The organism is Sulfitobacter sp. CW3, from assembly GCF_019392245.1.
In the GTDB taxonomy this organism is placed as follows: domain Bacteria; phylum Pseudomonadota; class Alphaproteobacteria; order Rhodobacterales; family Rhodobacteraceae; genus Sulfitobacter.
Map to the genome: position 1 here is coordinate 209,086 of NZ_JAHXRL010000001.1, position 12,242 is coordinate 221,327.

A 12,242-nucleotide genomic window follows, 5' to 3' on the forward strand; every position below is an offset into this window, starting at 1 on the left:
TTTCGGCCTGCAACATGACTAAGCAAAGGAGCGCCGATGAAAACGGTTGTATTCGATCTGGACGGCACATTGGCAGACACAAGCGGTGACCTGATCGCCGCAGCTAACGCATGTTTCCGCGATATGGGGGCGGGCGATCTGCTGGATGCGCGCCTTGACGCGGGCACGGCGTTAAAGGGCGGTCGGGCGATGCTGCGCCTAGGGATGGAACGGTTGAACCGGTTAGGCGACGAGGCGACGATTGACCGTTATTATCCCGTTCTCTTAAAGGCTTATGCTAATAATATCGACACTCATACCGTGCTGTACCCGGGCGCGATGGATGCGGTCGAGGCGTTGAAACTTGCCGGTTACCGGGTGGCGATCTGTACCAATAAACCCGAAGGGCTGGCGCATACATTGCTGACCCGTCTGGGCGTGCGCGATGCATTCGGGGCGATGTTGGGGGCCGACAGCCTTGCCGTGCGCAAGCCCGACCCCGAACACCTGTTCGAGACCGCGCGGCGTGCGGGGGGCGACCCTGCGCAATGCTGTCTGGTCGGCGACACCAGTACCGACCGTAATACCGCCGCGGCGGCTGGCGTGCCTTGCATTCTGGTCACCTTCGGCCCCTCGGGCGAGGATATGGCCGCGCTCAAACCCGAAGCGTTGCTGCATGATTACGCGCATCTGCCTGCCTTGGTGCCAAGCCTGATCGGGGAAATCTGAACGCATGGACGTATTCAAAGGCAATTTTACCCAGCAAGAACCCATTCCAGAAGACGCAATCGAGGCCGCAATCGCCGTGATGCGGCATGGCAGGCTGCATCGCTATAATACTGCCACGGACGAGATTGCGGAAACTGCGTTGCTTGAGCAGGAATTCGCGGCGCTGGTCGGTGCGAAATACTGTGTGGCTGTCGCCTCGGGGGGGTATGCGATGGCCACGGCGCTGCGGGCTGTCGGTGTGAAACCGGGCGACCGGGTGTTGTCGAACGCCTTTACACTGGCCCCTGTGCCGGGTGCCATTGCTGCTGTCGGGGCGGAACCTGTGTTTGTGGATGTGACCGACGGGCTGGTGATTGATCTTGATGATCTGGCAAGCAAGCTGGATCAAGCGGATGTTTTGCTGCTGAGCCATATGCGTGGGCACATCTGCGATATGGACGCGCTGATGGCGCTGTGTGGTGCGGCGGGTGTGGCGGTGATCGAAGATTGCGCGCATACGATGGGGGCCGCGTGGAACGGCGTGCCTTCGGGGCGGCACGGGGCGATCGGGTGCTATTCCTGCCAGACCTACAAGCACGTCAATGCGGGCGAGGGCGGTCTGCTGGTCACGGATGATGCAGAGATGGCCGCCCGCGCGATCATGCTGTCGGGGTCGTATATGTTGTATGACAAACATTTGGCCGCGCCCCCAGCCGAAGCGTTTGCCCAAATCAAATACGAGACGCCCAATATTTCGGGGCGCATGGACAATCTGCGCGCGGCACTGCTGCGGCCCCAGTTGCGGAACCTGAACGAACAGGTGGCGCGCTGGAACGAACGCTATTTCACGGTCGAGACAGGGTTGCGCAACACACCGGGTTTGACGGTGATTGAACGGGCCGCACGCGACAGCATCGTGGGATCGTCTATCCAGTTTTTGCTGCAAGGCTGGTCATCCGACAGGGTTCGGGACGTTTTGGGGCGCTGTCTGAACCGCGGGGTCGAGCTGAAATGGTTCGGTGCCGCCGAACCTTTGGGGTTTACCAGCCGCTACGACAGTTGGCGCTATGCCCCGTCGGTGCCGCTGCCCAAAAGTGACGCGGTGCTGGCAGGGCTGATCGACATGCGTGTGCCCCTGACGTTTAGCATCGAGGATTGCACGCTGATCGCACGGATCATCCGCGAAGAGGTCAGCGCAGTCTTTCAGCAGGCGTGAAACGAAAAAAGGGCGCTGGTAAGCGCCCTGATTTCATTTGGTCGTCTTATGTGGATTAGAACCGGATGGTGCCGTGCTGGCCCATGTCAGGCTTTTCATCGGTGATGTGCGCCTTGGCGATCTCGTAAATGAAGGAAAGGCTGCCACCGGTCGCCCAGACTTCGGCCCCCGACAGGTCCATGCGAACAAGCTGAACATCGTCATCGATACGGCCATCTTCGAACCATGCGTCCGCAACCGCAGACCATAGCTCTTCCAGTTTCGCAGGATTAGTGACGGCTTGAACCTTGCCATCAATCCGCGCGTAGAGATGTTCATCGTCGCTGATGACAACATATTCTGCGGATGCGCCCGTTTGCGCGGTTTTCGCCAGATCGGTGCCAGTGGCGGTGATGAACCACAGCACGTTTGCATCTTTATCAGCATAGTGGCTCATCGGGACGGCGCGCGCGTTGTCGGTTCCCAACATCCCTGTGCGGATGTCTTCGATGCGGTCCCAGAATTCTTCCTTCAATGTGTCGGTCATGGTAAATCATCCTTATATTTGCTTTCCATGTTCAACGACCAAAGCTGCTTTGAGGTTCCCGCAGGCTTGAGATTTGCTTGACCAAATCCTCTGGGAGTGTAAGGTAATGAACAACTGTTCAATAAACTCTGGGAGGGGTCCATGTTCAACGCCAGCATGAAATTTGATTTGGGCGACGATGTGAATGATCTGCGCGATATGGTGCATCGCTGGGCGCAGGAACGGGTAAAGCCGATGGCCGCCAGCATCGACCAGAAAAACGAATTCCCGCCCGAGCTGTGGGAAGAGATGGGCAGCCTTGGTCTGCTGGGCATGACCGTGAACGAGGAATTCGGCGGCACGGGCATGGGCTATGTCGCGCATACCGTCGCGGTTGAGGAAATCGCGCGGGCCTCGGCCTCGGTTTCGCTATCCTATGGCGCGCATTCCAACCTATGCGTCAACCAGATTAGTCTGAATGGCACCCCTGAACAAAAGGCAAAGTTCTTGCCGGGGCTGTGTTCGGGTACTCATGTCGGTGCGTTGGCCATGTCGGAGCCGTCAGCGGGCAGCGACGTGGTGTCGATGAAGCTGCGCGCCGAAAAGCGCAACGATCACTACCGTCTGTCCGGCAATAAATACTGGATCACCAACGGCCCCGATGCCGATACGCTGGTCGTCTATGCCAAGACCGATCCCGATGCGGGGTCCAAGGGGATCACGGCATTTCTGATCGAGAAATCGATGAAGGGCTTCACCACCAGCCCGCATTTCGACAAGCTTGGGATGCGCGGATCAAACACCGCCGAGCTGATTTTTGACGACGTCGAAGTCCCGTTCGAGAATGTCTTGGGCGAAGAGGGACGCGGCGTGCGGGTTCTGATGTCGGGCCTTGATTACGAACGCGTCGTTCTGGCAGGCATCGGTCTGGGGATCATGGCCGCGTGCTTGGATGAAATCATGCCCTATATGGCGCAGCGCAAGCAATTTGGGCAGCCCATCGGCAACTTCCAACTGATGCAGGGCAAGATGGCGGATATGTACACCGCGATGAATTCAGCCCGCGCCTATGTTTATGAGGTCGCCAAGGCCTGTGATCGTGGCGATGTGACCCGCGCCGATGCGGCGGCCTGCTGTCTGTATGCATCAGAAGAGGCCATGAAACAGGCGCATCAAGCGGTACAGGCGATGGGCGGTGCGGGCTATCTGTCCGACAACCCCGTGGGTCGTATTTTCCGCGATGCCAAGCTGATGGAGATCGGTGCCGGTACATCCGAAATCCGTCGCATGCTGGTGGGCCGCGAGATGATGGGATCGATGGCGTGATCCGGCTGACCGCTGTCTTGGCGCTATTGGCTGCACCGGTCATGGCCCAAGATTTGCAATATACGGACAGGGGCACGCAAACCTGCCTTGAAGTCGCCGAAAGCTATGGCGCAAAGATCGACTGCGCCGGTGCGTCGGCGGAACAATGCATGGAAGACACCCCCGGTGGGCACAGCACCATTGGCATGGGCGGCTGTCTGGATCGCGAGTTGTCGTATTGGGATGGCCTGTTAAACAGCCATTACACGACGGCGATGGCGCAGGCCAAAAACCTTGATGCCGACCGTCCGGCGGCGATGAAGGATTTGCCGGGTGCCGCGATAGCTTTGCGCGACATGCAGCGCGCGTGGATTCCGTTCCGTGACAAGGCCTGCGCCTACGAGGCGTCGCTTTGGGCGGGCGGCACGGGGCAGGGACCTGCGACGCTCAGCTGTCTTGTGCAGCAAACCGCCAGGCAGGCACTGACGCTTGAGCCTTGGGGGAGGTGATGGCGGACCGCTTGCCCGGTTTGGATGCGTCGGGCGCGTGGGATATTCCTGCGCGGTTGAACATGGCGGCGCAATGTCTGGCCCATGATGCCGGACAAACCGCGATCATTGACCTGACAGGCAGCGCGCGCCGCGATGTCACCTATGGCGAACTGTCCGAAATGGCCGATGGTTTGGCGCGGTTTCTGAGCCCGCGTATTGAGGCGGGTGCCCGCGTCGGTGTCTTGCTTAGCCAAAGCCCGTGGTGTGCGGCGGCTCATCTGGCGATCTGGAAAATCGGCGCGATTTCAGTGCCTTTGTTCAAACTCTTCAAGTATGATGCGTTGAAATCGCGGGTGCAGGATGCGGGTATTAACCTTGTTTTGACCGACCCCGAGGGGCGTGATCTGCTGGGCGATCTGGCCGACGCTTGGATGGCCGATACCGTGGGTATCGCGGGCGAACCCATACCTTTTGCAGATACCGAACCAGATGATCCGGCGGTGTTAATCTATACATCGGGCACCACGGGTAGCCCCAAGGGTGCCGTGCATGGGCATCGTGTTCTGACCGGGCATTTGCCCGGCGTATCGCTAAGCCATGATGTGTTGGGCGAGAAAGGCGATTGCCTGTGGACCCCTGCGGATTGGGCATGGATCGGCGGGCTGTTTGACGTGTTGATGCCGGCGCTGGCCTTGGGTGTGCCCGTGGTCGCGGCACGGCTGCCCAAGTTTTCCCCCGAAGAGTGTGCGCGCATTATCGCAGACGGCAGCGTGCGCAACGTGTTCTTTCCGCCAACGGCCCTGCGGATGCTCAAGGCGGCGGGGGCCCAAATTTCCGGTTTGCGGTCTGTCGCGTCGGGCGGTGAACCGTTGGGCGCGGAAATGCTGACATGGGGCCAAAGCGCGTTCGGCCTGACAATCAACGAATTCTACGGCCAGACCGAATGCAACATGGTCGCGTCCAGTTGCGCCGCGCGGTTTCCGGCCCGTGCGGGATGTATCGGCAAACCCGTGCCGGGGCACGATGTGGCCGTCATTGATGACACTGGCATGCCCACATTGGCCGAAGGCGATGTTGCGATCCGGCGCGGATCGGCGGCGATGATGCTGGGCTATTGGCAGCGCCCCGAAGCGACCGCCGGGAAGTTCCGCGGCGACTGGATGATCACCGGCGACCGTGGCATCTGGGAAGACGACTATCTTCGTTTCGTGGGCCGCGAGGATGATGTGATCACCTCGAGCGGCTACCGCATCGGCCCCGCCGAGATCGAGGATTGCCTGATGACCCATCCGGGCGTTGCGACCTGCGGCGTGGTGGGCAAACCCGATGCCCTGCGCACCGAAATCGTCAAGGCCTATGTGGTGCGCAAACCCGGTGGTAACGTGACGGGCAAAGCCTTGCAAGATTGGTGCAAAACCCGTCTGGCCAGCTATTCATACCCGCGCGAAATCACCTTTCTGGACGCGCTGCCCATGACCGTGACGGGCAAGGTGATCCGCAAAGACCTCAAAGCGCTCGCGATAAGCGAGCTAACCCCGTGACCGCCGCCACATATATCCATTCAAGGAGACCGACATGAAGCTGACCTCGCAGGCGCTGCCCTCATCGGCAGGCTTCAAAGCCAACGAAGCCGCCCATCTTGAAGCGTTGCAAACCGTGCGCGACGCGTCCGATGCCGCCGCATTCGGCGGTGGCGAAAAATCCCGCGCCCGTCACGAAAGCCGTGGCAAGATGCTGCCGCGTGAACGGGTGGCGAACCTGCTGGATCCCGGATCACCTTTCCTTGAGGTCGGCGGGCTGGCCGCACATGGCCTTTATGGCGGTGCGGCCCCGTGCGCGGGCGTGATCGCGGGTGTGGGTCAGGTGCATGGCATCGACTGCATGATCGTGTGCAATGACGCGACGGTTAAGGGTGGTACCTATTTCCCGATGAGCGTGAAAAAACACCTGCGCGCCCAAGAGATCGCCGAGGAAAACCATCTGCCGTGCATCTATCTGGTTGATAGTGGCGGCGCGAACCTGCCCAACCAAGACGAGGTATTTCCCGACCGCGACCACTTTGGCCGGATTTTTTATAATCAGGCCCGGATGAGCGGCAAGGGCATCCCCCAGATCGCCGTCGTGATGGGGTCGTGTACGGCGGGTGGGGCCTATGTGCCTGCCATGTCCGACGTGTCGATTATCGTCAAAGAACAGGGCACGATTTTCCTAGCTGGCCCACCACTGGTCAAAGCTGCGACTGGCGAAGTTGTGACCGCCGAAGACCTTGGCGGCGGTGATGTGCACACCCGTCTGTCCGGTGTGGCGGATTATCTGGCCGAGGATGATGTCCATGCGCTGGCTCTGGCGCGCCGTGCCGTGGCGGGGTTGAACCGCGCGATGCCTGCAACCGTGCAATGGCAACCCAGCGAAGAACCCGCCTATGACCCCGCTGAAATGCTGGGTGTTGTGCCTGCCGATCTGCGCACGCCCTATGACATTCGCGAGGTGATCATGCGGCTGGTCGATGGCAGTCGTTTCGATGAATTCAAAGCGCGCTACGGCGAAACGCTGGTGTGCGGCTTCGCCCATGTCAAAGGCTGCCCCGTGGGTATCATCGCCAACAACGGGGTGCTGTTTTCGGAATCCGCCCAGAAAGGCGCGCATTTCGTTGAACTGTGTTCGCAGCGCAAGATCCCGTTGGTGTTCTTGCAAAATATCACCGGTTTCATGGTGGGTCGCAAATACGAGAACGAAGGCATTGCACGGCACGGGGCCAAGATGGTGACCGCCGTTGCATCCACCAACGTGCCGAAAATCACCATGCTGGTCGGTGGATCGTTTGGCGCGGGTAACTATGGCATGGCGGGGCGGGCCTATTCCCCGCGCTTTATGTGGACATGGCCCAATTCGCGGATTTCCGTGATGGGTGGCGCGCAGGCAGCGGGGGTTCTGGCCACAGTCAAACGTGACGCGATTGAACGCGCTGGCGATAGCTGGAGCGTCGAGGACGAAGCCGCATTCAAGCAGCCCACGATTGATATGTTCGAGGAACAGTCGCACCCGCTTTATGCCTCTGCCCGGTTGTGGGATGATGGCGTGATCGACCCGCGCAAAAGCCGCGATGTGTTGTCGCTGTCGCTGCGGGCCAGTTTGAATGCACCGATTGAGGATACACGCTTTGGCGTGTTCCGGATGTAAGGGGATCGCCATGACAAAAACGCTACAACAGATCGTCGATGCCAATCCGGACGCGGAAACATTCCGCTTTGGCGACAACCCGAAACTATGTGCAGATATCATTGCCTTGGTGCGTGCTGGTAAAAAGACCGCCACCTGCGAGGCCGCATCGGCTTATGGCGCGGGCGGCGATGCCTACCCCGAGGTGGGCCGTCGCGACATTGCGCTGAACTGGGATGGCACGCCCGCCTTTATGATCGAAACGGTCGAGGTCTCCACCCGTCGTTTCAGCGAAATGGACGCCGAATTCGTCGCCGCACAGGGCGAATTTCGCGATCTGAACGATTGGCGCGCAAGTTACGAGGCGTATTTCCATCGCACCTGCGGGTTCAAACCCGACATGAAGCTGATGTGCGAACGGTTCACCCTGATAGAGGATTACGCCTGATGGGGCATGATGCTTGGCAATTAGGGCATCTGGTCCCTGACGGGGATGTAAATGGGGGCCAGCCCCCAAACCCCCGGAGTTTACTTGGCAAAATGAAGATAGAACGGACCGAAGGAGAGGCGCATGTTTGACACGATCCTGATTGCAAACCGGGGCGAAATTGCTTGCCGGGTGATGGAAACGGCCCAAGCCATGGGCGTGCGCTGCGTGGCGGTTTATTCGGATGCGGACCGAGGGGCGAAGCATGTCGCGATGGCGGATGTGGCCGTGCATATTGGCGGATCGGCCCCGGCGGAGAGTTATCTGCGCGGTGATGTGATCATTCAGGCGGCCTTGGATACGGGCGCGCAGGCGATCCATCCCGGCTACGGTTTTTTGTCAGAGAACCCGGATTTTGTTGATGCGGTCGAGGCAGCCGGGCTGGTGTTTATCGGACCCTCCGCCAAGGCGATCCGCGCGATGGGATTAAAAGACGCCGCTAAGGCATTGATGATAAAGGCAGGTGTTCCCGTTGTGCCGGGCTATCATGGGGCGGATCAGGACGATGCGTTGCTGGCAGCCGAGGCGGGCAAGATTGGCTATCCGGTGCTGATCAAGGCCGTTGCGGGCGGCGGCGGCAAGGGCATGCGTCTGGTCGAGGCGGCGGATGGCTTTCAGGCGGCGCTGGACAGTGCGCGGTCTGAGGCGAAAACCGCCTTTGGCAATGCCGATGTGCTGGTGGAAAAATTCGTGACCAAGCCGCGCCATATCGAGGTGCAGGTGTTAGGGGATGGCACAAGCGCCGTGCATCTGTTCGAGCGCGATTGTTCGCTGCAACGGCGCCACCAAAAGGTGATCGAGGAAGCCCCAGCCCCCGGCATGACCGATGATATGCGCGCGGCCATGGGGCAGGCGGCGGTGACGGCAGCCGAGGCGATCGGCTATGCCGGTGCGGGGACCATCGAATTTATCGTGGACGGATCGGACGGGCTGCGCCCCGACGGGTTCTTCTTTATGGAGATGAACACACGGCTTCAGGTCGAACACCCTGTAACCGAGGCTATTACCGGTGTTGATCTGGTCGAATGGCAATTGCGCGTCGCGGCGGGGGAAAGTCTGCCCAAGCGGCAGGAGGAATTGACCATCACGGGCCATGCGTTCGAGGCACGGCTGTATGCCGAGGACGTGCCAAAAGGCTTCCTGCCCGCGACAGGCACCTTGACCCATCTGGTATTCCAGCAAGGCTGCCGTGCGGACAGCGGCGTGCGGGCCGGCGATACGATCAGCCCGTTTTATGATCCGATGATTGCCAAGATTATCGTGCATGGACCGACGCGTGAAATCGCCCTGTCCAAACTGCGGTCGGCGTTGAAGCAGTGCGAAGTTGGCGGCACCGTCACCAACCTTGCGTTTCTGGGCGCGCTTGCGGGGCATCAGGGGTTCGGCGTGGGCGATGTGGATACGGGGCTGATCGGCCGCGAGATCGACAGCCTGACCGTCGCGCCCGATGTGCAGCCGCGTCACGCGGCGCTGGCAGGCATGGCGGCTTTGGGGCTGCTGGAACCGGCGGGGGATGCGGGCTTCACCTTGTGGCAACCGTTGTTGCGTCAGGTCGGTCTGAGCTGGGCGGGCGAGGATCATCTGTTGAAAGTGCAGGTATTGTCGCCAAGCCAGCAGCTTTGGCAAGTGGACGGGACCGAGATCACAGCACGACGTGACGGCAGCGGCTGGCAAGTGGGCGGGCAAATCGCGGCGGCTGTCGCGGTGCATGACGGGCAGGTCACGGTATTTGACGGCTATGGGCTGGTCTTTGATGTGATCGATCCGTTGGCCCGTGCCGCCGGTGGCCATGGCGATGGCAATCTGGTCGAAGCGCCTATGCCCGGACTGGTGCGCAGCGTTGATGCTGTCGTGGGGCAGGCCGTTGCCAAGGGGGACCGTCTGGCGGTGCTTGAAGCGATGAAAATGGAACATAGCCTGCTGGCTGCGCGCGATGGTATTGTGGCCGAGGTTTTGGCCGTTGCGGGCGATCAGGTCGAAGCGGGGGCGGCGCTGGTGCGGCTGGAGCCCGAAGCCGAGGGCGACGCGGCATGATCACGCTGCACCACGTTCCACAAAGCCGGTCGATGCGGAGCTTGTGGCTGCTGCATGAACTGGATGTGCCGTTTGACGTGGTCGTGCATCCGTTCGACAAATCCCTGCGTGATCCCGGTTATCTGGCGATTTCGCCTGCGGGGCGGGTACCGTCGCTGGAGATCGACGGGCAGACCATGTTTGAAACAGGGGCCATTGGCGAATATCTGTGCGAGCGGTTCAGCCCCGATGACCTTGGCCGGATGCCCGGATCAAAGGACCGGATGGCGTGGCTGGTCTGGATGCATTTCGCCGAAACCCTGTCGCAGCATTGCGCGGCGCTGACCCAGCAACACATCGCCTTGCGTGATGACAGCATGCGTAGCCCGATTGTAATGAAGCTGGAAGCCGCTAGGGTGGTGAAATGCTATGATGCGATTGAGGCGCGGCTGGAGGGGCGCGACTATTTGCTGAGTAGCGGTTTTACGGCGGCGGATATCGGCATGGGGCAAGCGGTTTATATGGCGCAACACTTTGCCAAGCTGGACGCGCATCCACGGGTGGCTGGTTGGTACGGGCGCATTTCAGCGCGCGCGGGGTTCCAGAAATCACTGCCCCAAGGGATGCCTTTGTTTGCGCAGTCGTTCTTTGAGCCTTGGCCGATCGTTTGAGGCCAATGGCGTTACTTTGAGTTTATTTGGCAAAATGAAGGGGAGGGACGGAAATGGACAAGGGCGTTTGTGAGATATTCGAGGTTGGGCCACGCGACGGGCTTCAGAACGAGGCGCGCGAAATTCCGGTGGCGGAAAAGGTTGCCTTGGTCGATCTGCTAAGCCGGGCGGGCTTTTCCCGGATAGAGGTGGCGAGTTTTGTCAGCCCCAAATGGGTGCCGCAAATGGCGGGATCGGGTGAGGTTTTGACCGGGATCAAACGCGCCGAGGGTGTCCGCTATGCGGCGTTGACCCCCAACATGCGCGGCTATGAGGATGCGGTGGCGGCCAAGGCGGATGAAATCGCGATCTTTGCTTCGGCCAGTGAGGGGTTCAGCCAGAAGAACATCAACGCCAGCATTGACGAAGCGTTTGAACGGTTTGTCCCCATTCTGGAAGAGGCGCGGCATGTTGACATGCCTGTCAGGGGCTATGTGTCTTGCGTCATCAAATGCCCCTATGACGGAATGATCGCCCCTGCGCAGGTTGCTGCGGTGGCCGACCGGCTGTTTGCCATGGGATGCTACGAGGTGTCTTTGGGCGATACCATCGGGGCAGGGACACCCGACAGCATTGCAAAGATGCTGCTGGCGGTGCGCGATGTGGTGCCCGTCGGGCGGCTTGCGGGGCATTTCCACGACACCAACGGGCGGGCAATCGATAACATCGATGCGTCGCTGTCTATGGGGGTGCGGGTGTTCGATGCGGCTGTGGGTGGCCTTGGCGGCTGTCCCTTTGCGCCGGGTGCGGCGGGCAATGTGGCGACCGAAGCGGTGAATGCGCATCTGATGGCATTGGGGTATGAAACGGGGCTGGATCAAGCCTTGATCGAGGAAGCGGCCGCGATGGCACGGCAGATGAGGAACGGTTGATGTTCGAAACGATAAGGGTCGAGACGGACCCGCGGGGGGTCGCCACGCTGACGCTTGCACGCGAGGACAAGCACAACGCCATGTCGGCGCAGATGATCGCGGAGCTAAGCCAAGCGGCGGAACAACTGGGCGCGGATGACAGCGTGCGGGTGGTTGTCTTGACCGGGGCTGGCAAAAGCTTTTGTGCGGGCGGCGATCTGGGGTGGATGCAGGCGCAGCGCGACATGGATGCGGCCACACGATCGGCCGAGGCTGGCAAGCTGGCCGCGATGCTGGGCGCGCTGAACACGCTGCCAAAACCGTTGATCGGTCGGGTGCAGGGCAACGCCTTTGGCGGCGGGGTCGGCATGGCGGCCGTCTGCGATGTGGCGATTGGTGTGGATACCCTCAAGATGGGCTTCACCGAGACGCGGCTGGGCATCATTCCGGCGACCATCGGGCCCTATGTGCTGGCCCGCATGGGCGAGGGGCACGCGCGCCGGGTGTTCATGTCGGCACGTCTGTTTTCGGCACAAGAGGCGGTCGATCTAGAGCTGTTGGCGCGGGTTGTTCCGGCAGATGATCTGGATGCCGCGATCGAGGCCGAAGTCGTGCCCTATCTGTCTTGTGCGCCCGGCGCTGTGGCCGCAGCAAAACAGTTGGCCCGCGATCTGGGGCCGCGCATTGATGCGGATGTGGTCGGACATACCATCGCAGCATTAGCCGCAAGATGGGAGACAGAGGAAGCCGCCGAAGGCATCGGTGCCTTTTTCGACAAGCGCAAGCCAGCTTGGGCCAAGGGTTGACCCACCACCGTG

At 60.7% G+C, this 12,242-nt stretch carries 12 protein-coding genes; 11 read left to right on the forward strand and 1 reads right to left on the reverse strand.

Going from position 1 to position 12,242, the window contains the following annotated elements; all coding sequences use genetic code 11:
- The first annotated feature begins 36 nt into the window (after positions 1 to 36).
- Positions 37 to 708, forward strand: a complete 672-nt coding sequence (locus KZZ06_RS00865) for an HAD-IA family hydrolase (protein WP_219578142.1) — start codon at positions 37 to 39, stop codon at positions 706 to 708.
- Between the two features lie 4 nt (positions 709 to 712).
- Positions 713 to 1,903 carry a DegT/DnrJ/EryC1/StrS aminotransferase family protein gene (locus tag KZZ06_RS00870; RefSeq protein WP_219578143.1) on the forward strand — a complete coding sequence of 397 codons (1,191 nt, stop codon included), beginning with the start codon at positions 713 to 715 and terminating at the stop codon, positions 1,901 to 1,903.
- Positions 1,904 to 1,958: 55 nt separating this feature from the next.
- Here KZZ06_RS00870 and KZZ06_RS00875 read toward each other — a convergent pair whose 3' ends face one another.
- The gene (locus tag KZZ06_RS00875) at positions 1,959 to 2,429 is read right to left on the reverse strand and encodes a pyridoxamine 5'-phosphate oxidase family protein (RefSeq protein ID WP_219578144.1); all 471 of its coding nucleotides are present in this window, start codon (positions 2,427 to 2,429) and stop codon (positions 1,959 to 1,961) included.
- Between the two features lie 141 nt (positions 2,430 to 2,570).
- On the opposite strand from KZZ06_RS00875, the gene KZZ06_RS00880 reads away from it, so the two are divergent.
- From KZZ06_RS00880 to KZZ06_RS00920, 9 genes are all read left to right on the forward strand, one after another.
- A complete protein-coding gene (locus tag KZZ06_RS00880; protein WP_219578145.1) occupies positions 2,571 to 3,734 on the forward strand; it encodes an isovaleryl-CoA dehydrogenase in 1,164 nt (387 codons plus the stop codon).
- Positions 3,731 to 4,222: a lysozyme inhibitor LprI family protein gene (locus KZZ06_RS00885; protein WP_308339987.1), complete on the forward strand. Its 492-nt coding sequence runs from the start codon at positions 3,731 to 3,733 to the stop codon at positions 4,220 to 4,222. The genes KZZ06_RS00880 and KZZ06_RS00885 overlap by 4 nt, the downstream gene beginning before the upstream one ends.
- On the forward strand, positions 4,222 to 5,745 hold the full coding sequence (locus tag KZZ06_RS00890) for an AMP-binding protein (protein ID WP_219578146.1): 1,524 nt from the start codon (positions 4,222 to 4,224) through the stop codon (positions 5,743 to 5,745). The genes KZZ06_RS00885 and KZZ06_RS00890 overlap by 1 nt, the downstream gene beginning before the upstream one ends.
- A 34-nt stretch (positions 5,746 to 5,779) precedes the next feature.
- Positions 5,780 to 7,384 carry a carboxyl transferase domain-containing protein gene (locus KZZ06_RS00895; protein WP_219578147.1) on the forward strand — a complete coding sequence of 535 codons (1,605 nt, stop codon included), beginning with the start codon at positions 5,780 to 5,782 and terminating at the stop codon, positions 7,382 to 7,384.
- A gap of 10 nt (positions 7,385 to 7,394) precedes the next feature.
- Positions 7,395 to 7,811, forward strand: coding sequence for an ASCH domain-containing protein (locus tag KZZ06_RS00900; RefSeq protein WP_219578148.1), 417 nt, complete (start codon positions 7,395 to 7,397; stop codon positions 7,809 to 7,811).
- A 123-nt stretch (positions 7,812 to 7,934) separates the two neighbouring features.
- A complete protein-coding gene (locus tag KZZ06_RS00905; protein ID WP_219578149.1) occupies positions 7,935 to 9,884 on the forward strand; it encodes an acetyl/propionyl/methylcrotonyl-CoA carboxylase subunit alpha in 1,950 nt (649 codons plus the stop codon).
- Positions 9,881 to 10,534, forward strand: a complete 654-nt coding sequence (locus KZZ06_RS00910) for a glutathione S-transferase family protein (RefSeq protein ID WP_219578150.1) — start codon at positions 9,881 to 9,883, stop codon at positions 10,532 to 10,534. The genes KZZ06_RS00905 and KZZ06_RS00910 overlap by 4 nt, the downstream gene beginning before the upstream one ends.
- A 53-nt stretch (positions 10,535 to 10,587) precedes the next feature.
- The gene (locus KZZ06_RS00915) at positions 10,588 to 11,445 is read left to right on the forward strand and encodes a hydroxymethylglutaryl-CoA lyase (RefSeq protein WP_219578151.1); all 858 of its coding nucleotides are present in this window, start codon (positions 10,588 to 10,590) and stop codon (positions 11,443 to 11,445) included.
- The gene (locus KZZ06_RS00920; RefSeq protein WP_219578152.1) at positions 11,445 to 12,230 is read left to right on the forward strand and encodes a crotonase/enoyl-CoA hydratase family protein; all 786 of its coding nucleotides are present in this window, start codon (positions 11,445 to 11,447) and stop codon (positions 12,228 to 12,230) included. Before KZZ06_RS00915 ends, KZZ06_RS00920 begins: the two co-directional genes overlap by 1 nt.
- The last annotated feature ends 12 nt before the right edge of the window (positions 12,231 to 12,242 follow it).

What these genes read in the sequence shown, in the direction of transcription:
- KZZ06_RS00865 (WP_219578142.1), top strand. Translation starts at nt 37, where the DNA reads ATGAAAACGGTTGTATTCGATCTGGACGGCACATTGGCAGACACAAGC.
- KZZ06_RS00870 (WP_219578143.1), top strand. Translation starts at nt 713, where the DNA reads ATGGACGTATTCAAAGGCAATTTTACCCAGCAAGAACCCATTCCAGAA.
- KZZ06_RS00875 (WP_219578144.1), bottom strand. Translation starts at nt 2,429, where the DNA reads ATGACCGACACATTGAAGGAAGAATTCTGGGACCGCATCGAAGACATC.
- KZZ06_RS00880 (WP_219578145.1), top strand. Translation starts at nt 2,571, where the DNA reads ATGTTCAACGCCAGCATGAAATTTGATTTGGGCGACGATGTGAATGAT.
- KZZ06_RS00890 (WP_219578146.1), top strand. Translation starts at nt 4,222, where the DNA reads ATGGCGGACCGCTTGCCCGGTTTGGATGCGTCGGGCGCGTGGGATATT.
- KZZ06_RS00895 (WP_219578147.1), top strand. Translation starts at nt 5,780, where the DNA reads ATGAAGCTGACCTCGCAGGCGCTGCCCTCATCGGCAGGCTTCAAAGCC.
- KZZ06_RS00900 (WP_219578148.1), top strand. Translation starts at nt 7,395, where the DNA reads ATGACAAAAACGCTACAACAGATCGTCGATGCCAATCCGGACGCGGAA.
- KZZ06_RS00905 (WP_219578149.1), top strand. Translation starts at nt 7,935, where the DNA reads ATGTTTGACACGATCCTGATTGCAAACCGGGGCGAAATTGCTTGCCGG.
- KZZ06_RS00910 (WP_219578150.1), top strand. Translation starts at nt 9,881, where the DNA reads ATGATCACGCTGCACCACGTTCCACAAAGCCGGTCGATGCGGAGCTTG.
- KZZ06_RS00915 (WP_219578151.1), top strand. Translation starts at nt 10,588, where the DNA reads ATGGACAAGGGCGTTTGTGAGATATTCGAGGTTGGGCCACGCGACGGG.
- KZZ06_RS00920 (WP_219578152.1), top strand. Translation starts at nt 11,445, where the DNA reads ATGTTCGAAACGATAAGGGTCGAGACGGACCCGCGGGGGGTCGCCACG.